Below are 19,940 nucleotides of genomic sequence, written 5' to 3'. Positions count from 1 at the left end.
TGCGTTTGTTCAAAGTCTTAAACCATTATTGAGTCAATGCTTGTTGCCACTCGCGGATCCAAGCTTTGCGGTGTGTTGCCACTTCATCGGCACTAAACTCAAGGGCTTTGCTTGGTACGGTGAGCTCATCAAATCCTTTTGGTAAGTTTTGTTTGGTTACTGGATACATCCAGTTATGGGTAGCGATTTGTGATTGGAACGCATCACTGACAATAAATTGTATGAACTCATCAGCCAGTTTTGGATGTGGGCTATTTTTCATCTTCGCTGCGACTTCCACTTGCATGTAGTGGCCTTCTTTAAAATCAGCCGCTTTGTACTGATGCTTGTTCTCAGCAATGATGTGATAAGCCGGTGATGTGGTGTATGACAGCACCATATCTGACTCGCCTTTTAAGAACATGTTATAAGCTTCTGACCAGCCTTTGGTTACAGTGACGGTGTGTTTTGCCAATTGCTGCCACATTTCCGGTGCTTTATCGCCATAGACAGACTTGATCCACAACATTAAACCTTGGCCTGGGGTTGAGGTGCGAGGATCTTGGTAGATCACACTAATGTTTTGATCTTTGATCAAGGCGTCAAGACTTGCTGGTGGATTTGGCAGTTTTGAACTGTCGTAGACAAAGGCAAAGTAGCCATAGTCATAAGGCACGAATGTATCGTCATTCCAGCCTTTGGGTAGTGTTAGCTTACTGGTATCAACGTTAGAGGTTGTTAGTAATCCAGTGTTTTTTGCTTCTGTCATCAGGTTATTATCAAGCCCTAATAGAATATCGGCTTTGCTGTTTTTACCTTCAAGACGCACACGATTTAAAATAGAGACGCCATCTTCTAGTGAAACAAAATTTACCTTGCAGCCATTACATTGCGCTTCAAATGCTTTCTTGATCACAGGGCCAGGGCCCCATTCAGATGCAAATGAGCTGTAGGTGTAGACGTTGAGAGTATTGTCGGCAGCAAAAGCAGTGCTTGCGATAAGTGACAATGAGATAAGTGGTAGAAGAGTGGTTGTTTTTTTCACTATGCGCTCCGGTATGTCCGACATCCTATGGACAAAAATAGAAAGAGAGAGCGGCACAGGTTTGAGAGCTGTCGCATCGTGCGGTGCAGCAGACTCGAGCATTTAGTTAAATGTTCGAGTATCTCAATTCCTACGCCAGCATTACCTGGTTCAGGTTCGATGGGTTCTGTATAAAGCAGTTATGCTTAACAATCTCAGCCAACAGGCTCCCCAATGAGAACAATGCATTGTACCTGTAACAGTAAATAAGTGATAGCGTCTGAATACACCACCTGCTGTAGACAAAGCGCATATTATTTAAAGCAATGACAGTATTAACATTCTCTCATCAAGGTGTTGTATTCCTTGATAATAGTAAGCAATCGTTTTTCTAAACGACTATAGAGTATTTGGTGACTAAAACCTGCTTTTATTGTTTATTTTGTTATTAGCGACAAAAAATAAACGCCCACAAAGGGCGTCTATGAAGTTTAAAATGATGAATGATTAAGCAAGGAAGCGAGGGATTTGGCTCTCAAAGCTGGCGATCTTATCTTCGTGTTGTAGCGTTAAGCCGATGTTGTCTAGACCATTAAGCAAACAGTGGCGACGGAATTCATCAATTTCGAATGAATAGGTTTTACCGTTAGCGGTGACGATCATCTTTTCGAGATCGACGTTGATCTCAGCACCTTCATTGGCTTCAACAAATTGGAACAGCTCATCGACTTCTTGCTCGGTTAGGCGAACAGGCACCATTTGGTTGTTGATCGAGTTACCGTAGAAAATGTCGGCAAAGCTTGGTGCGATCATTACTTGGATCCCGTAATCAGCCAGTGCCCATGGTGCGTGCTCACGAGATGAACCACAGCCAAAGTTTTCACGGGCAAGCAGAATACTAGCCCCTTGGTAACGTGGGGCATTCATTACAAAATCAGGATTTGCTTGCTCGCCAGTATCATCAAGAAAACGCCAGTCATGGAAAAGGTGTTTACCAAATCCAGTACGAGTGACTTTCTGTAAAAATTGTTTTGGAATAATCGCATCGGTATCGACGTTGGCAGCATCTAGCGGTACGACAAGCCCAGTGTGTTGTTTAAAACCAGTCATGTTCACATCCTTTTGTTACGCAGAAGCTGCGTCTAGTTGACGAATATCGACAAAGTGACCAGCACATGCCGCAGCGGCTGCCATCGCAGGACTTACTAGGTGAGTACGTCCATCACGGCCTTGGCGACCTTCGAAGTTACGGTTACTGGTTGAGGCACAACGTTCACCGGGACCTAAGCGATCGTTATTCATTGCCAAGCACATTGAGCACCCAGGTAGACGCCATTCAAAGCCGGCTTCAATAAAGATTTTATCTAGCCCTTCTTTTTCCGCTTGTGCTTTAACTTGCTCTGAACCTGGCACAACCAGAGCCTGAACATTAGGGGCAACTTTACGCCCTTTGGCAATCGCTGCTGCTGCACGCATATCTTCAATACGTGAGTTGGTACATGAACCGATAAATACCTTATCAACAGAAAAATCAGACAGTGCTTTACCTGCTTCTAGCCCCATGTAAGCGAGGGCTTTTTCCGCTGATGCTTTTTCTACTGGATCGTTAAAGCTTTCAGGTGTTGGAATTGGCTCGTCAACGGCAATCACTTGGCCAGGGTTAGTTCCCCATGTCACTTGTGGTTTAATATCTTTCGCATCAAGGGTGACGACTGCATCAAACTCAGCATCAGGATCCGATTTCAGTGATGTCCAGTATTCGACTGCTGCATCAAAGTCAGCGCCTTTCGGTGCAAATTCACGATCTTTAATATAATCAAACGTGGTTTGATCCGGTGCGATCAAACCGGCTTTTGCGCCCAGTTCAATTGCCATGTTACAGACGGTCATACGACCTTCCATCGTCAGATCGGTAATGGCTTCCCCACAGAACTCCACTACATAACCCGTACCGCCAGCGGCAGTGGTTTTACCGATGATCGCAAGGACGATATCTTTAGCGGTAATGCCTTCAGCAACTTTACCTTTTACTTCAATCTTCATGGTTTTGGCACGAGATTGTTTTAGGGTCTGAGTTGCTAGAACGTGCTCCACTTCAGAAGTACCAATACCAAAGGCTAGCGCGCCAAAGGCACCGTGAGTGGCGGTATGTGAGTCACCACAAACAATGGTCATACCCGGTAGCGTAATACCTAGCTCTGGGCCCATAACGTGCACAATGCCTTGATATTTATGATTTAGGTCGTACAGGGTAACACCAAATTCTTCACAGTTTTTGGCTAGCGTTTCCATTTGAATGCGTGCCATTTCACCCGAGGCATTAATGTCTTTAGTTTGAGTAGAGACATTGTGATCCATGGTGGCAAAGGTTTTTGATACTTGGCGTACTTTACGACCTTTTTCACGCAGACCATCAAAAGCCTGTGGTGATGTCACTTCATGCACTAAGTGGCGATCGATATACAGGATCGGGTTTTCGCCTTGTGCTGCAACGGCAACGTGGGCATCGTAAACTTTCTCGTAAAGCGTTTTAGGGGCGCTATTATTAGTGTTCGACATTGCTCATGCTCCCTTATGCTTGCTGAATGTATGCAGCGATCTTGTCGCCCATTTCAGAGGTGGTTAATGCAGGTTTATCACTGGCAAGATCGGCGGTGAGTTCACCAGCTTCCAATGCTTGTGATACAGCTTGCTCAATAGTGCGTGCAGCTTTTTCTTCGCCAAGGCTGTAACGTAGCATCAGTGCAGCTGATAGGATCTGTGCCACTGGGTTGGCGATATTCTTACCTGCAATATCAGGTGCAGAGCCGCCCGCTGGTTCGTACATGCCAAACTTGTCTTGGTTAAGACTGGCTGATGGCAACATACCCATAGATCCTGTGATCATGGCACATTCATCTGAAATGATGTCGCCGAAGATGTTTGAACATAGCATCACATCAAACTGCGAAGGATCTTTAATAAGCTGCATCGTCGCATTATCAATGTACATGTGGCTAAGGCTGACATCTGGGTAGTCTTTTGCCACTTCTTCGACCACTTCACGCCATAGAATTGAGCTTTGTAGTACGTTCGCTTTATCAATCGAGCATACTTTCTTGCTACGAAGACGTGCTGATTCAAAGGCAATCTTGGCAATACGTTCAATCTCATAACGATAGTAAACTTCGGTATCGAACGCTTTTTCTTGATCGCCTTCACCTTCACGACCTTTTGGCTGACCAAAGTAGATACCGCCCGTTAGTTCACGGACTACCGCAATATCAAAGCCGCGCTCAGAAATATCAGCACGCAGTGGCGAGAACTTCTCAAGGCCACGGTGGATCTGTGCTGGGCGAAGATTACAAAATAGTTGGAAGTGTTTACGTAGTGGCAGTAGGGCACCACGCTCAGGTTGATCATTTGGTGCAAGGTGTTCCCATTTAGGGCCACCGACAGAGCCAAATAGTACAGCGTCAGCCTCTTCACAGCCTTTTAGGGTTGCATCAGGTAGTGGGCAACCGTGGTTGTCGATAGCAATCCCGCCGACATCATACTCGGTACGAGCAAAGGTAAGATTAAATTTAGCTTCAACAGCATCTAGCACTTTATGTGCTTGCTGCATCACTTCAGGGCCAATCCCGTCACCGGGTAGAACTGCAATTTTGTAAGAACCTGCCATGGCTTGTTGCTCTCCGTAATTATGTAAACATTAAAATTCGTTATCTGGGTTTGCTATCAGCTCAATGAGCAGAGCGCTGTTTGATCTCTTCAATTTGATCGGCACGGTGAATACTATTAATAACGTGCAGTAGGGCTTGACCAGAGGCTTCAACAATATCGGTTGCGAGACCCGTACCGTGGTATTTTCTGCCTTTATAGTTAGCGATAATATCTGCCTGACCTAGACCATCTTCGCCTTCACCTTTGGCGGTTAGATCAAACTTATCCAATACGATGTCGTAACCTGTTAAACGGTAAATACATTGGTATAGCGCATCAACTGGGCCATTACCGACAGCCGCTTCACATTTTTCTTCATCACCACATTGCAGCTTGATGCTGGTGGTTGCCATTACACTGCCTGATTGCACGCTTAGGTAATTGAGTTTGAAGTAGTCATCTTCATCACGTAGGTTGGAAAAATGCATCAGCGCTTCAAGATCATAATCAAACACCTGACCTTTACGATCCGCTAGCTTTAGGAAATCCGCATACAATTTATCTAGGTTGTATTCGTTTTCGGTGTAACCCATGGCATCCATATGGCTTTTCACTGCTGCACGACCTGAACGGCTAGTTAGGTTTAGCGCTTGGTTTTTAAGGCCAATAGATTCTGGCGTCATGATTTCATAGGTGTTCTTGTTCTTTAGCATGCCATCTTGGTGAATACCTGATGAGTGACTAAAGGCATTAGCACCAACAATCGCTTTGTTGGCCTGAATAGGCATGTTACACAGTTGGCTGACCATTTTACTGGTGCGGTGAATTTCATCGTGCTTGATATTGGTGGTCACGCCAAGTAGCTCTTGACGGGTTTTGATGATCATGGCGATCTCTTCTAGCGAACAGTTACCTGCACGTTCACCTAAGCCGTTAATCGTCCCTTCCACTTGGCGAGCACCCGCTTGAACCGCTGCCATTGAGTTAGCAACAGACATACCTAAATCATCATGACAGTGAACCGAGATGATGGCTTTATCGATATTCGGAACACGGTTAAATAGTTGAGTGATGATGCCACCAAATTCACTTGGTAGGGTGTAGCCTACGGTATCTGGAATATTAATGGTGTTCGCGCCTGCATTGATCGCAGCTTCTACCATACGACACAGGTTATCAATAGGAGTGCGACCTGCATCTTCACAAGAAAACTCGACATCATCAGTGTAATTGCGAGCACGTTTAACTGCGGCAACACCCATCTCAATCACGTCATCATAGCTGCGACGCAGTTTGTCTTGGACGTGAACGGTCGAAGTGGAAATGAAGGTATGAATACGAAAAGCTTCTGCGACTTTTAAAGATTCTGCTGCCACATCAATATCTTTCGCAACGGCACGAGAAAGGGCACAAACACGACTATTTTTGATATTTTTGGCAATGGTCTGCACTGACTCAAAATCACCTGGTGATGAAACTGGGAAACCCGCCTCAATAACATCAACACCTAGACGTTCTAATGCGTATGCGATCTGTAGCTTTTCTTTTACGGTTAGGCTTGCTGATAGGGCCTGCTCACCGTCACGTAGCGTGGTATCGAAAATAATGACCTGATCTTTCATTGCTACTTCCTTTTAGTCTATTACCGTTACAGGTTAGTTCGCATTCACTTGCGCTAGTCGATATATGAAAAAACCCGCGCAAGTGGCGCGGGTTCTAAATTCATCAGTGGCATTTCCCACCCATAAGCAACCCGCGCGATTAAGTCACGATAAGGAGGAGGCTTAGGAGTAATGAGAAATGCTTTTTCATCTTGTACACACTTATATAAAGTTAATTAACAAATGAATACCAAATAGACAGGTCAAAGGTCAACCAATAATTACGTTTATTTTACAAATATACCATTAAGGTGTTGATTTTAAATTAAAAGAAAGTGTTGTTTCTCGATATAAGCACAAGGCATGATGCTATCAATATTATTTTAAAGTATCTGTTCTTATTACATTTAGCTAACATTTTCTTGCTTTTTAATAGAGAAATGGATTGTCATTGAGTCTCCTTTGAAGCTTAACTTTGCTGTCATAACTCCTTTTTATGCTAGTGATAATTATAAAAAGGAGATTGATAGATGACGTTATTAAGCCCTATTCAGCGTTTTGACTATGCCTTTTCAACGCTTTGTCTTTGTCATCGTTTTACCCCTTCTGTGGCTAAGATCAGCCGTATTGTTTCTCGTACAGGCGATGGACATCTCTATGCTTTGATTGGCTTGATGGTATGGTTGCTTGATGATCAACAAGGTAGTGCATTTTTACGCTACGGCTTATTGATGTTTTTACTTGAATTGCCCCTGTACTGGCTGTTGAAAAATAGCTTCAAACGCGATCGCCCAGTCAGTTTACCCACCTTTATTAAACCTTCCGATCGCTACAGCTTGCCGTCAGGTCATACTGCGGCCGCTTTTATGATGGCGGCGTTGATTTCAAGTTTTTTTCCTGCTTTTAGCCTCTTGGTTTGGTGTTGGGCTAGCTGCATTGGACTATCTCGTGTGTTGCTGGGGGTACATTACTTTAGCGACATTGTGGCAGGTGCGTTATTAGGCCTTGTTTGCTTTGAATTAGTCAGTGTTACCTTGTGAGGAATAAACAATGAAAATACTTTATGGGATCCAAGGTACAGGCAATGGTCATATTTCTCGCGCTCGCGAAATGGCACGGGTTTTTCAGGTGTTAGACTGTGAGGTTGATTATTACTTTTCAGGTCGAGCCGCAGACAAATTTTTTGATATGAGTTGCTTTGGTGACTTTCAAGTAGGTAAAGGGCTGACGTTTGTTACCGAGCAAGGCTGCGTGCAAAAGTGGAAAACGTGGCGTCAGCTGAAGTTAGGTTATTTTCGTCAAGAAGTGAAAGCGCTAGATTTATCCGATTATGATCTGGTGCTTAATGATTTTGATCCAGTAACAGCATGGGCAGCCAAGCAACAGCAAGTACCCAGTTTATCGCTTAGCCACCAAGCGGCATTTCTTCATCATGTACCTAAGGTTAACGACAGCTTATTTGATCGATTATTGACGCGTTATTTTGCTCCAACTCAGTATCAAATTGGACTACATTGGTATCATTTTAACTGTCCAATATTACCACCGATTATTCCTTGTTTTGATAAGCCAAGCATCAATCAAGCATCGTTCATTTTGGTGTATTTGCCATTTGAATCCTTAACTCAAATTACCGAGCTACTTTCACATTTTCAGCAGATTAATTTTGTCTGTTATCACCCCGATATTGAGGTTGAATCTCAATGGCAAAATGTGCAGTTAAAGCCACTTAGTCGTGATGGTTTTCATCATCACTTACATCAATGCAAAGGCGTGGTGGCAAACGGGGGATTTGAATTGCCATCGGAGGCGATTTCACTGGGAAAAAAATTGTTGTTGAAACCACTACAAGGGCAATTTGAACAAAGCAGTAATGTTGCCACTTTAGCAATGATGGGATTGGCTCATGTTACTCAGTCGTTAGATGTCACGACGATGCGAGTATGGCTAGATAGTGAAAGTGTAGGACGAGTCAAAATTCCTGATGTTGCAAGTGAAGTTGGTAAGTGGTTACTTAGTGGTGATTGGGATGATATAACAACGCTACAAAATACACTTTGGTCGCAAGTTGAATTCCCTGAGTTAGTTTGTGAGGTGATGTCAGAACATTATCCAGAAAGCCAATATATCACCTCGAACCTTTCGTTAACTAAACCATTAATGAAGTGAATTAATGACCTTAGAGTACTGATTATTCTTGAATTGGTGGTGAGGTTTTATATTAAAAAACAATCTAAATTTTTATTTATATCTTTTTTTATTTATTTTATGTATCAACTATATATTTGATTTTTAATGTTTTGTTTTCTGAATGTTTATCGATTCATACAATCTTCATGATCGCTTATTTTCTATTATTAGTCTCATCAATCGGTTTGGATAATACTTGCCTCATCCCGAGTTTAGGGGAGTAACACTAGAAGTTAGCGTTAGGCTTCTAAGTTACTGCTGGCATAACGGATATGCCTATAAATTAATAATTAGAGGCATAACATGACACGTAAGACATCTACAGTTTACCCAGCAGACAATTACTCAATGGAATCGACATTACGTAGTGTTGATCTTAACTTATTGACGGTTTTTGATGCCGTGATGCAAGAGCAAAATATCACTCGTGCTGCACATAATTTGGGTATGTCACAACCTGCTGTAAGTAATGCTGTTGCTCGCCTGAAAGTTATGTTCAATGATGAACTTTTTATTCGCCATGGCCGTGGTATTCAACCTACTCAACGAGCAAAACAATTGTTTGGTCCATTACGCCAAGCGTTGCAATTAGTGAAGAATGAATTGCCGTGCTCTATCTTTAGTCCTCAGACATCGAGCCGCTCATTTAAGCTTGCTATTTGTAGCCCTTCAGACATGCGTTTTGCACCACAAATTCTGACAGAAATGAGCACTCAAGCGCCGAACTTGCGTGTACAACTTGAAGCAGAATTTGAAGCGGATTTAGCACAAAAATTGCGTTATCAGGAAATCGATTTTGTTATTGATTATGTACGCTTTGATGAGCAAGGTTTTTGTAGTACAGAATTGTTCAGCGATGAGCTAGTGGTTATCGCTTCAGATAAGCACCCGCGTTTAGGTGATACTATTTCAGAATCCGAGTTTAACCATGAAATGCATGCGGTACTTAAAAATGTACCAGAAGTAAAAAACTTTGCTGATCATATTTACAATCAAGCAGTGAATTATAACGAAGCATATCAAGGTGCAAGCCTGAGCAATATTATGTACGTTGTAGGTCAATCTGAACTGATTGCTGTAGCACCTCGTTGGTTAGCGGAATCTGTGGCTGATAACCTACAATTAAAGGTATTAGAGCTACCATTTGCGAACAACAAGATCAGTGGTTACCTAAGTTGGCATGAATCAACACAAAAAGACAAAGGTAACATTTGGATGCGCGATCAATTAATGGCTATCTGTGGCGATCTAGCACAGTAATCTATAAGCATCATTGAAAGAGAGGTCAGCCTAGTTGCTGACCTTTTTTATTATATCCCTATGAACAGTAGTGGTAAGAGCAGTAAATACGAGAAGTGAAATGATAATATTATTAATATACTCAAGTCATTTCGGTATATAAGTGTAAGCGTGGGGTTTCGCTGTTCATCCATGTTATTTATAGATTCTTACACTTTTATCAATTGCTCAAAAAGTCGTTTGATAGCCTTTATTCATAAGGCGTAGAGTGAAGTTCGGGCATCAGAATAGATATTTTTATGCGCATTATGGTTGGCTTTTTATAGGCTGAATTGTAGACTGCATACCTCGAATCAGCTTACAAGTGTAAGCTAAAAAAACAGAGTACTTATGGCACAACACGATTTTCATATTGTTCACCGCATTCGTAGCCAAATTGCCCGTTTAGGCGAGAAGGCAGCATTACGTCATCAAGTTGATGGTGAATGGCAAGATATTAGTTGGAATTGTTTTGGTGAACAAATTCAGCAATTGGCGTTAGCGCTATTGCGTCAGGGTCTACAAGTTCAAGATAAAGTAGGTATTTTCTCAAATAATATGCCTCGTTGGACTGTGGCTGATTTTGCTACTTTATACAATCGTTGTATTACTGTTCCTATTTACCCAACAAGTACACCGCAACAAGCAGCTTATATTCTGCAAGATGCAAGCGTAAAAGTTTTATTTGTTGGCGAGCAGGCGCAAATGGATGCGGCTGTCGAAATTGCAGAACAATGCCCTCAGTTAGAGCGAATTGTTGCTTTATCTGATGATGTCGTTATTCCTAAGCACCCATTAGCTTGTCATTACAATGACTTTGTTAATCAAGCAAGCGTAGAGTATCAGCAAGAGCTAGATGCCCGTTTAGCTGAACAAGCAATGGATGATCTGATCACCCTTATTTACACCTCGGGTACAACTGGTACACCTAAAGGGGTAATGCTAGATTACGCGAATATTGCTTCACAAATCGAAGCGCACGATCAGCGTTTAGCTTTAGATGAAGGCGACACATCACTGTGTTTCTTACCGTTATCACACGTATTTGAGCGCGCATGGACGTTCTATGTGCTCCATCGTGGTGTGGTGAACTGTTATCTGTCAGATACAAACAAGCTAAAAGAAGCGTTAGTAACAGTAAAACCGCATTACATGTCAGCGGTACCACGCGTATTTGAAAAAATTTACTCTGGTATTCACGACAAAGTTTCTCGTGCACCATTACACCGTAAAATGATCTTCACATGGGCGGTTAATATGGGCGCGAAGATGTCGGTTGCACGCCAAGAATGTCGTGAGCCATCTTGGTTATTGAAGAAATCTTATGCATTAGCTGAGAAAGTGGTGTTATCAAAACTGCAGGCAGTGCTTGGTGGTAACATTAAATTCATGCCATGTGGTGGTGCAAAACTGGATGCAGGTATCGGTCGTTTCTTCCATGCCATCGGTATTAATGTGAAGCTGGGTTATGGCATGACTGAAACCACAGCAACCGTATCTTGTTGGGATGACAGCTGTTATAACCCTGATTCCATCGGTATGCCAATGCCAGGTGCTGAAGTGAAGATCGGTCAAGAAAACGAGATCTTAGTACGTGGTCCGATGGTGATGCGTGGTTACTACAACATGCCTGAAGAGACAGCGAAAAACTTCACTGAAGATGGTTTCTTGAAAACTGGTGATGCGGGCTACATTGATGAGCAAGGTAACTTATTTATCACTGATCGTATTAAAGAGTTGATGAAAACTTCTGGTGGTAAATACATCGCACCACAAGTGATTGAAGGGGCTATCGGTAAAGATCACTTCATCGAACAAATTGCTGTTATTGCGGATACCCGCAAGTTTGTATCAGCGCTTATCGTTCCGTGTTTTGAGACCCTTGAAGAGCACGCTCGTGAATTGAATATCAAATATAAAGACCGTTTAGAGCTGATCAAACATAGCCAAATTGTTGAGTTGATTGAAAAGCGCGTCGTTGAGCTACAAAAAGACTTAGCCCGTTTTGAGCAAGTGAAGAAATTTACCTTGTTACCCAAATCGTTCTCGATGGATCATGGTGAATTAACCCCAACGCAAAAACTGCGTCGTAAAGTGATCCAAGATCGTTACCATCAAGAAATTGAACGCATGTATGAGGAAAGCCATAAAAAGGCCTCTCATAAAGACGATTAATGTTTTACTTTTAATAAATTAAGGAGCCTCTTGGGGCTCCTTTTTTATTATCACTAGTGACATGTTTGGTATCGGTTTAATAATCTAGTTATTGATATGGCAACCAAAGAGGTTGTTTGTAGAAATACTTATGAATAAGTCATTTGTTAGATTTTAACCGTAAACTCTATTTAGCTACTGGATCTAAATGCTGCAAAGGCGTTAAAGTTGTTACAGGTAACTGCGTTTTGTTATGACTTAGCGCAGCATACATAGCATGACAAGATCATGTGTTTATTAGGCTAAAAATAAGCCCTAACTATGTTTCATCGACCTGGAGACAAAATATGGAGATGTTGTCCGGCGCTGATATGATCGTACGTTCTATGATCGATCAAGGCGTTAAGCATATATTCGGCTACCCTGGTGGCTCAGTTCTTGATATCTACGATGCCCTTCATGAGAAAAGCGATATTGAACACGTCCTTGTTCGCCATGAACAAGCCGCTGTGCATATGGCTGATGGTTACGCACGTGCAACGGGTGAAGTTGGTGTTGTGCTTGTCACATCAGGCCCTGGCGCAACCAATGCTATTACAGGTATCGCAACAGCCTATATGGATTCTATCCCAATGGTGGTGCTATCCGGTCAGGTAATGAGTAGCTTGATTGGTAATGATGCTTTTCAAGAATGTGATATGGTCGGGATCTCACGTCCGGTGGTGAAACACAGCTTTTTAGTGACCAAGCCTGAAGATATTCCAGCGATCATTAAAAAAGCATTCTACATTGCGTCAACAGGGCGTCCTGGTCCTGTTGTGGTTGATATTCCAAAAGATATGTTAAACCCTGCAGAAGCGTATCCTTATCAATATCCAGAGTCGATTGCCCTTCGCTCTTATAATCCCACTACGCAAGGCCATAAAGGCCAAATTAAGCGCGGCGTAAAAGCATTGCTGTCTGCGAAAAAGCCCGTCTTATATGTTGGTGGTGGCGCGATCATGTCATCGTGTAGCGAGCAGTTGATAGAGCTTGCTGAATCATTAAATATTCCAGTAGTTAACACTTTAATGGGGCTTGGTGCGTTTCCCGGTACTCATAAGCAATGTCTAGGCATGTTAGGTATGCACGGGACTTATGAAGCCAATATGGCGATGCACAATGCTGATCTGATCTTTGGGGTAGGTGTGCGTTTTGATGATCGTACGACCAATAACTTAGAGAAGTATTGCCCTGATGCGACCATCATGCATATTGATATTGATCCTTCATCAATTTCTAAAACGGTTTCTGCTGATATTCCTATTGTTGGCTCTGCTGATACTGTTTTAAATCAAATGCTAAAACAGTTAAAAGAGCACGAAGTGAAAAATGATCAAGTAGCTATAGATCAATGGTGGCAAGAGATCACAACATGGCGTGATCGCCAGTGTTTAAACTACGAGACGAGTAACGAGCGTATTAAGCCACAACAAGTGATTGAAGCGTTGCATCGTTTAACTGATGGTGATGCGTATGTTGCCTCAGATGTAGGTCAGCACCAAATGTTTGCTGCTCTCTATTATCCGTTTGATAAGCCTCGCCGTTGGATCAATTCAGGTGGTCTTGGCACCATGGGCTTTGGTCTTCCAGCTGCGATGGGGGTGAAGTTTGCCCTGCCTGATGCAGAAGTGGTGTGTGTCACGGGGGATGGCAGTATTCAGATGAATATTCAAGAGCTATCGACCGCACTGCAATATGATATCCCAGTTAAAATTATTAACTTAAACAACCGTTTCTTAGGCATGGTTAAGCAGTGGCAAGACATGATCTACCAAGGTCGACATTCTCACTCTTACATGGACTCAGTACCTGATTTTGCTGCGATAGCTGAAGCCTACGGTCATGTTGGTGTACGTATCTCAGATCCGAATAAATTAGAAAGTGAATTAGAAAAAGCGTTAGCGCTGAAAGATAAATTAGTCTTCATCGATATCAGCGTCGATGAAACGGAGCATGTGTACCCAATGTTGATCCGTGGTGGTGCAATGAATGAGATGTGGCTAAGTAAAACGGAGAGAACATAATGCGTAGAATCATTTCAGTATTACTTGAAAACCAACCGGGCGCATTGTCTCGTGTGGTTGGTCTGTTTTCTCAGCGTGGCTACAACATTGAATCGTTAACCGTTGCACCAACTGATGATCCAACGCTTTCTCGTTTAAACATTACGACAAATGTTAAAAATGAATCGGCTTATGAGCAGATTGAAAAACAACTGCATAAGCTGATCGATATTTTAAAAGTGAGTAATGTTACTGAGTCGGAACATGTAGAGCGTGAACTGATGTTAGTGAAAGTGAAAGCCAGTGGTTTTGCTCGCGCAGAAGTTAAACGCACTGCAGATATTTTCCGTGGACAGATCATTGATGTGACCAGTCAGTTATATACCATTCAACTTGCAGGTACTGGCGATAAACTTGATGCTTTTCTGGAAGCTGTCGGTGAAGCAACTGAAATTATTGAAGTTGCTAGAAGTGGTGTAGTGGGTATGGCCCGTGGAGAGCGTGCACTAAGAGCATAATCATAGCCGATTAATATTGAGCCGATTGTTGATAGCAGCAATCGGCTCTTTTGTTTGTAATGGTTTAATAAACATAGACTAAGCTTAATTGAGGAGCAGAAGGCAGGGAAGCGCTGTACCACAGAGGTAAGCGATGCTGCAGCAATTTTTGGTCCGATTAACCACAGCTACTCTGGTTATTTTGGGGTTTAAAGTGAGTGCTATCTACTTTTTATTGGTAGTTTTACTACTCAATACCCATCATAAAGAGATTTTTGGCTGGTAAGATCTAAAAAGCTCGCTAAGTGGTTAGCGAGCTTTTTATTATTTTAAACTAAGCGTATTAAAGATAGTTTTTAATATCTTCTACCGCACGTTCAAAGTGGGTGTGCATGATCTTTTGTGCGAGCTCAACATCACGTGCTAGCACTGCTTTCATCAATGCTTCATGTTCACCTTCATCAGTGTAACGATCTTCGACTTGTCGGGTTTTACTGACCCAAATATGGCGATATCGCTTAATCTGATCATAGATATCATGGTAGATATCTAGCATTACAGGAGAATGCTCACTGGTAAGAATTGCGGTATGGAAATCGCAATGACGTTGTTCCCATTCAGATAAATCTGTTTCATCTGACGTAGGATCAAGACGGCTTAGTTTATGGTAAGCAGTTAGGATATTAAGCTCCCATGCTTCATCACCATGGGTAATTGCACGTGTTAATAGTTCACGTGAAATAATTTTATTAGCACTGAAAAGATCCTGTAGCTCTTCAATAGAGACAGGGGCTACCCAGCAGCCTTTTTGTGGTGCAAATTTAATGTACTTCTTCCATGATAATTGCACCAATGCTTCACGGATTGGCGATGCACCAACGTTGTAGCGTTCTTTTAGATCAGCTACAACCAGTTTTTGTCCAGGAGTGAGTTTACCGAGCAAGATGTCCTGTCGAATTACTTCCATAACCTGATTTGTTAAAGTCGGGCTAGACACGTGAGTCCTCATTATTGTTATTATTATCCCGTTATTATTATTATTGGGATTTTGCTTTGCTGTATATCGAACTTTACAGTTCGGCTAAAATTAATTATACCTTGCTTTGTTTATTGCTTAAACATTTTAGATGGTATTTGGTCATTTATAGAAGGGATATCAAACTAGTGATGGCTAAATGAGCGATATAACCTCATGAGTTGTAGGTTATACCTCTTATCTTATAGGGATGTTCTTGAGTAATATATGTAGGATATGAGCTTAATTGATGATAATAAAAAAGGAGCCGCATGGGCTCCTTTTTAGCATTTGTGAGTACGAATTATAGTACGTGTACAGATGCAGTGTTAGTTGTACCTGAAGCAACAAGTGCACCAGAAACCATAACAACGATGTCGCCTTTAGCGCCAAGACCAGTCTCAAGTGCTAGCTCTTTACCACGTAGGTAGAATGCGTCAGTACTTTCGATTGAATCAACAACAACAGGAGTAACACCTTTAGATAGACATAGTTGAGCTGCTGTCTTAGTGTTTGTTGTTACTGCAAGGATGCGTGCAGTTGGGAAGTATTTACGTACAGAACGTGCAGACTTACCAGCTTCAGTAGCAACGATGATCAGTGGAGCATTCAGCTTCTCAGCTGTGTCTACTGCGCCTTTACATACCGCTTCAGTGATACGTAGACGTGGGCTATCTAGACGAGAGCCTAGCTCAGGCTTAAGAACGTCATCTGTACGAGCACAGATTTGAGCCATGATAGTTACAGCTTCGATTGGGTATTTACCCTTCGCTGATTCACCAGAAAGCATAACTGCGTCAGTACCATCCATGATTGCGTTAGCAACGTCGCCCGCTTCTGCGCGAGTTGGACGTGGGTTCTTGATCATAGAGTCAAGCATTTGAGTTGCAGTGATTACAACTTTACGTGCACGGTTACATTTCTCGATCATCATCTTCTGAGCGAAGATAACTTCTTCTACTGGGATCTCAACACCAAGGTCACCACGAGCAACCATGATACCGTCAGAAGCTTCAAGGATAGCGTCGAAGTTATCAACACCTTCTTGGTTCTCAATCTTAGAGATGATTTGGATGTTTTCGCCACCGTTAGCTGCTAGAAGAGCACGGATCTCTTGTACGTCTTCTGCTTTACGGATGAAAGAAGCAGCAACGAAATCAACGCCTTGCTCACAACCAAACTTAAGGTCTGCTTTGTCTTTTTCAGCAAGTGCTGGAAGTTTTACAGAAACGCCTGGTAGGTTAACACCTTTGTTTTCACCAAGGTCACCGTTGTTAAGAACTTTACACTTAACTTCAGTATCAGTTGTTTCAAGCACTTCCATTTCGATTAGACCGTCGTCTACTAGGATAGTGTTACCTTTAGTTAGATCTTTAGCGAAACCAGGGTAAGTTACAGCAACGCGGTTTTGGTTACCAACAACTGAAGTGTCAGTTGTGAAAGTGAACTCTTGACCAGCTACTAGAGAGAAGTCTTGACCGCCTTCTAGTTTGATTGTACGGATTTCAGGGCCTTTAGTATCTAACAGGATTGCTAGTTCTTTGCCTGTATTAGCCATTACTTCGCGAAGGTTACGGATACGTTGACCGTGCTCTTCGAAGTCACCGTGTGAGAAGTTTAGACGCATTACGTTCATACCAGCGTTAGCTAGTTTAGTAAGCATTTCTACAGATTCAGTTTTAGGTCCAATCGTACATACGATCTTGGTCTTTTTCATTGAGGGTTCTCTCCAGACGAACTTTTACCCAAGGGGAAATTATCACCATAGAACGATTATCATCATGTTAGTTTCTGTATTGCTACATCCTTTAATGAGATAACTGTTGATATGATGGTTGTAATAAAAAACTCGATAAACATTACTTTATAAAAACGTTGGCGCTTTGATAAAGTGGTGGTATTGAATTTTTAATCGTTACTCATCGTTGGTTAGATCTTGGTACTTGCGTTTAGCCAGTAATATGAAACTGTTTAATCAAATCCGTGATTAATAAGCGCAACATTATAGCAGAACTCTTTTTATTTGCACTTAGAGTTAAGAGGCTAAATGGTCTCATTGCTATGTGACGCAACGATGATGATTATGCTGAAAAATAAAAATAAAGTATTGTCATTTATCAAGAGTTGAAGGGTTATTCAATATTGTTTTAAGAAGACAATATTTTCTTTTGTATTTAACTGACTATCGAGTAACTGATGAAATCTTAATGATGGCTTTTGTGAGGTGAATCGAAAGTGCGATTATTAGAAAAGCAAAAGGCCGAAATGGATAACCATTTCGGCCTTTCTGTATTTGGTGGCCCCTCCCAGACTTGAACTGGGGACCAAGCGATTATGAGTCGCCTGCTCTAACCACTGAGCTAAGGGGCCAATATGGGGCAAATTATAGGGGATGGTTCTGCCCTTGTCTAGCGATTAAGGTTTGGATTTTGTTTGCTTTTTCAACAGTTAGAAGAATTTAAGTAAGCTAAAACTGAACATTGTATAGCGGTATTTCGACTTGACTTGTTATATACCGAGTTTGAGATATAAAAAAAGCGAGCTCAGTGCTCGCTTTTTTATGTCGTGCTAGATTACTCGTCTAGGAAACTACGTAGTACGTCTGAACGACTTGGGTGGCGTAGCTTACGTAGCGCTTTTGCTTCGATCTGACGAATACGTTCACGCGTTACGTCAAACTGCTTACCAACTTCTTCTAACGTGTGGTCAGTATTCATATCAATACCAAAACGCATACGTAGAACTTTGGCTTCACGCGGTGTTAAGCCAGCAAGGACATCGTTCGTTGCTGCACGTAGATTCGTAGCTGTTGCCGCATCCATTGGTAATTGAAGAGTTGTATCTTCAATGAAGTCACCTAGATGTGAATCTTCATCATCACCAATTGGTGTTTCCATTGAGATTGGCTCTTTAGCAATCTTCAATACTTTACGGATCTTGTCTTCCGGCATTTGCATGCGTTCAGCCAATTCTTCCGGTAACGGCTCACGACCCATTTCTTGTAGCATTTGACGAGAAATACGGTTCAGCTTGTTGATCGTTTCAATCATGTGAACAGGGATACGGATCGTACGTGCCTGATCGGCGATTGAACGCGTGATTGCCTGACGGATCCACCATGTTGCATAAGTTGAGAACTTGTAACCACGACGGTATTCAAACTTATCAACCGCCTTCATCAAACCAATGTTACCTTCTTGGATTAGATCCAAGAATTGCAGACCACGGTTGGTGTATTTCTTAGCGATAGAAATAACCAGACGTAAGTTTGCTTCAACCATCTCTTTCTTCGCTCGGCGTGCTTTTGCTTCACCGATAGACATACGACGGCTGATGTCTTTAATACGCTCGATTGAAAGACCCGTTTCTTCTTCTAGCATGCGCAGTTTAATTGCTGAACGACGAAGATCTTCTTCGTATGTTTTTAAACGCTCAGCGTATGGCTTGCCAGAATTTAGTGCTTCATCAATCCAATCTTGGTTCGCTTCGTTACCTGCAAATAGTGTAACGAAGGTCTTTTTAGGCATCTTACTGTTGTCTACACACATGCGCATGATAAGACGCTCGTTAGTGCGTACTTTATCCATCGCGTCACGTAGTGAGCCAACAAGGCGATCAAACTGTTTAGGGATCAGACGGAACTGTTTGAATACTTCTGATAGCTCTTCAACAGCAATTTCAGTTTGCTTGTCTTGGCGACCATTGGTCTCAATTGCTAGCGCCATCTTGTCGTAAGCTTGGCGTAGCTCGATGAACTTTTCACGCGCAAGCTCTGGATCGATGCTACCGTCATCGTCATCGCTGCTTTCTGCGTCTTCGTCATCGTCTTCATCATCTTCAAGATCTTTATCTTCATCTTCAAGATCGGTTTCGCTTAGCTCTGAACCAATGTGCGTTGCTGTTGGTGCTGCTGTAGCTTCTTCGTTTGGATCAACAAAGCCTGAAATAATATCAGTGATACGAAGCTCATCAGCTTCTACTTTGTCGAACTGCTCTAGTAGGTGAGCGATCGCAGAAGGGTATTCAGCGACTGAACATTGAACTTGGTTGATACCATCTTCAATGCGTTTTGCGATATCAATTTCGCCTTCGCGAGTAAGTAGTTCAACCGTACCCATTTCACGCATGTACATACGTACTGGGTCTGTCGTGCGGCCGATCTCGCTTTCTACGCTTGATAATGCTTGCGCCGCAGCTTCAATGGCGTCTTCGTCGGCATTATCTTCAGTCATCATGAGTTCATCGGCATCAGGTGCTGTTTCAACTACCTTGATACCCATGTCATTAATCATTTGAATAATGTCTTCAACCTGATCAGAATCTACAATGTCTTCTGGTAGGTGGTCATTTACTTCGGCGTAGGTCAGATAGCCTTGTTCCTTGCCTTTCGCAACAAGTAACTTTAGCTGTGACTGCGGATTTTGCTCCATAGACGGTATCCAACTTCGGGTCTGAGTGATAATTTAGTATGCAGAGTTGCAAACCAGTCATTATAACAAATTTCTTAATTGTTGA

At 42.3% G+C, this 19,940-nt stretch carries 14 protein-coding genes, 1 tRNA gene and 1 riboswitch; of the genes, 6 read left to right on the top strand and 9 right to left on the bottom strand.

The features are described from left to right. Positions 1-25 precede the first annotated feature (25 nt). The 5 genes from thiB to leuA form a co-directional block, all read right to left on the bottom strand. A complete protein-coding gene (gene thiB / locus Q7657_RS06880; protein WP_181319891.1) occupies positions 26-1,048 on the bottom strand; it encodes a thiamine ABC transporter substrate binding subunit in 1,023 nt (340 codons plus the stop codon). Positions 1,049-1,134: 86 nt separating this feature from the next. Further along, positions 1,135-1,247: riboswitch (TPP riboswitch) on the bottom strand. 263 nt (positions 1,248-1,510) lie between these two features. Next, positions 1,511-2,113: a 3-isopropylmalate dehydratase small subunit gene (gene leuD / locus Q7657_RS06875; protein ID WP_107167051.1), complete on the bottom strand. Its 603-nt coding sequence runs from the start codon at positions 2,111-2,113 to the stop codon at positions 1,511-1,513. Positions 2,114-2,128: 15 nt separating this feature from the next. Next, positions 2,129-3,562, bottom strand: coding sequence for a 3-isopropylmalate dehydratase large subunit (leuC, locus tag Q7657_RS06870; RefSeq protein ID WP_107167050.1), 1,434 nt, complete (start codon positions 3,560-3,562; stop codon positions 2,129-2,131). Between the two features lie 13 nt (positions 3,563-3,575). Continuing rightward, positions 3,576-4,664 (bottom strand): 3-isopropylmalate dehydrogenase, encoded by a 1,089-nt coding sequence (leuB, locus tag Q7657_RS06865; protein WP_107167049.1) that lies wholly within the window; start codon positions 4,662-4,664, stop codon positions 3,576-3,578. 61 nt (positions 4,665-4,725) lie between these two features. Then, complete coding sequence (leuA, locus tag Q7657_RS06860) at positions 4,726-6,267, bottom strand: 2-isopropylmalate synthase (RefSeq protein ID WP_023932259.1); 1,542 nt, start codon at positions 6,265-6,267, stop codon at positions 4,726-4,728. A gap of 509 nt (positions 6,268-6,776) precedes the next feature. Between leuA and Q7657_RS06855 the strand changes: the two genes are divergently transcribed. The 6 genes from Q7657_RS06855 to ilvN all read left to right on the top strand — a co-directional run bounded on the left by Q7657_RS06855 (position 6,777) and on the right by ilvN (position 14,431). Then, positions 6,777-7,286, top strand: coding sequence for a phosphatase PAP2 family protein (locus Q7657_RS06855; RefSeq protein WP_107167048.1), 510 nt, complete (start codon positions 6,777-6,779; stop codon positions 7,284-7,286). A 10-nt stretch (positions 7,287-7,296) separates the two neighbouring features. Continuing rightward, on the top strand, positions 7,297-8,415 hold the full coding sequence (locus tag Q7657_RS06850) for an MJ1255/VC2487 family glycosyltransferase (RefSeq protein ID WP_107167047.1): 1,119 nt from the start codon (positions 7,297-7,299) through the stop codon (positions 8,413-8,415). Positions 8,416-8,739: 324 nt separating this feature from the next. Next, a complete protein-coding gene (gene leuO, locus Q7657_RS06845; RefSeq protein ID WP_053987227.1) occupies positions 8,740-9,696 on the top strand; it encodes a transcriptional regulator LeuO in 957 nt (318 codons plus the stop codon). A gap of 369 nt (positions 9,697-10,065) precedes the next feature. Next, a complete protein-coding gene (locus tag Q7657_RS06840; protein WP_107167046.1) occupies positions 10,066-11,889 on the top strand; it encodes an AMP-dependent synthetase/ligase in 1,824 nt (607 codons plus the stop codon). A 326-nt stretch (positions 11,890-12,215) separates the two neighbouring features. Continuing rightward, entirely contained in the window at positions 12,216-13,934 is a 1,719-nt protein-coding gene (locus Q7657_RS06835; protein ID WP_107167045.1) for an acetolactate synthase 3 large subunit, read from the top strand. After that, positions 13,934-14,431 carry an acetolactate synthase small subunit gene (ilvN, locus tag Q7657_RS06830; protein ID WP_008989809.1) on the top strand — a complete coding sequence of 166 codons (498 nt, stop codon included), beginning with the start codon at positions 13,934-13,936 and terminating at the stop codon, positions 14,429-14,431. The genes Q7657_RS06835 and ilvN overlap by 1 nt, the downstream gene beginning before the upstream one ends. 322 nt (positions 14,432-14,753) lie before the next feature. Here the strand turns inward: ilvN and Q7657_RS06825 are convergent, their stop codons facing one another. The 4 genes from Q7657_RS06825 to rpoD form a co-directional block, all read right to left on the bottom strand. Then, positions 14,754-15,377 carry an FCD domain-containing protein gene (locus Q7657_RS06825; RefSeq protein ID WP_053987233.1) on the bottom strand — a complete coding sequence of 208 codons (624 nt, stop codon included), beginning with the start codon at positions 15,375-15,377 and terminating at the stop codon, positions 14,754-14,756. A 352-nt stretch (positions 15,378-15,729) separates the two neighbouring features. Further along, positions 15,730-17,142 (bottom strand): pyruvate kinase PykF, encoded by a 1,413-nt coding sequence (gene pykF, locus Q7657_RS06820; protein WP_053987224.1) that lies wholly within the window; start codon positions 17,140-17,142, stop codon positions 15,730-15,732. A 577-nt stretch (positions 17,143-17,719) separates the two neighbouring features. Continuing rightward, positions 17,720-17,795 (bottom strand) — tRNA-Ile (locus Q7657_RS06815). Between the two features lie 203 nt (positions 17,796-17,998). Next, positions 17,999-19,855, bottom strand: a complete 1,857-nt coding sequence (gene rpoD / locus Q7657_RS06810; RefSeq protein WP_107167044.1) for an RNA polymerase sigma factor RpoD — start codon at positions 19,853-19,855, stop codon at positions 17,999-18,001. Positions 19,856-19,940 lie beyond the last annotated feature (85 nt).

Origin of the sequence: Candidatus Photobacterium acropomis (genome assembly GCF_030685555.1) — a bacterium.
Lineage (GTDB): Bacteria > Pseudomonadota > Gammaproteobacteria > Enterobacterales > Vibrionaceae > Photobacterium > Photobacterium lucens.
This window is presented reverse-complemented; position numbering and strand designations above follow the sequence as displayed.

Coding starts and splice junctions, on each gene's coding strand:
- Q7657_RS06825 (WP_053987233.1), bottom strand. CDS start 15,377: ATGGAAGTAATTCGACAGGACATCTTGCTCGGTAAACTCACTCCTGGA.
- Q7657_RS06855 (WP_107167048.1), top strand. CDS start 6,777: ATGACGTTATTAAGCCCTATTCAGCGTTTTGACTATGCCTTTTCAACG.
- leuC (WP_107167050.1), bottom strand. CDS start 3,562: ATGTCGAACACTAATAATAGCGCCCCTAAAACGCTTTACGAGAAAGTT.
- leuB (WP_107167049.1), bottom strand. CDS start 4,664: ATGGCAGGTTCTTACAAAATTGCAGTTCTACCCGGTGACGGGATTGGC.
- thiB (WP_181319891.1), bottom strand. CDS start 1,048: ATGTCGGACATACCGGAGCGCATAGTGAAAAAAACAACCACTCTTCTA.
- leuD (WP_107167051.1), bottom strand. CDS start 2,113: ATGACTGGTTTTAAACAACACACTGGGCTTGTCGTACCGCTAGATGCT.
- Q7657_RS06835 (WP_107167045.1), top strand. CDS start 12,216: ATGGAGATGTTGTCCGGCGCTGATATGATCGTACGTTCTATGATCGAT.
- pykF (WP_053987224.1), bottom strand. CDS start 17,142: ATGAAAAAGACCAAGATCGTATGTACGATTGGACCTAAAACTGAATCT.
- rpoD (WP_107167044.1), bottom strand. CDS start 19,855: ATGGAGCAAAATCCGCAGTCACAGCTAAAGTTACTTGTTGCGAAAGGC.
- leuO (WP_053987227.1), top strand. CDS start 8,740: ATGACACGTAAGACATCTACAGTTTACCCAGCAGACAATTACTCAATG.
- ilvN (WP_008989809.1), top strand. CDS start 13,934: ATGCGTAGAATCATTTCAGTATTACTTGAAAACCAACCGGGCGCATTG.
- Q7657_RS06850 (WP_107167047.1), top strand. CDS start 7,297: ATGAAAATACTTTATGGGATCCAAGGTACAGGCAATGGTCATATTTCT.
- leuA (WP_023932259.1), bottom strand. CDS start 6,267: ATGAAAGATCAGGTCATTATTTTCGATACCACGCTACGTGACGGTGAG.
- Q7657_RS06840 (WP_107167046.1), top strand. CDS start 10,066: ATGGCACAACACGATTTTCATATTGTTCACCGCATTCGTAGCCAAATT.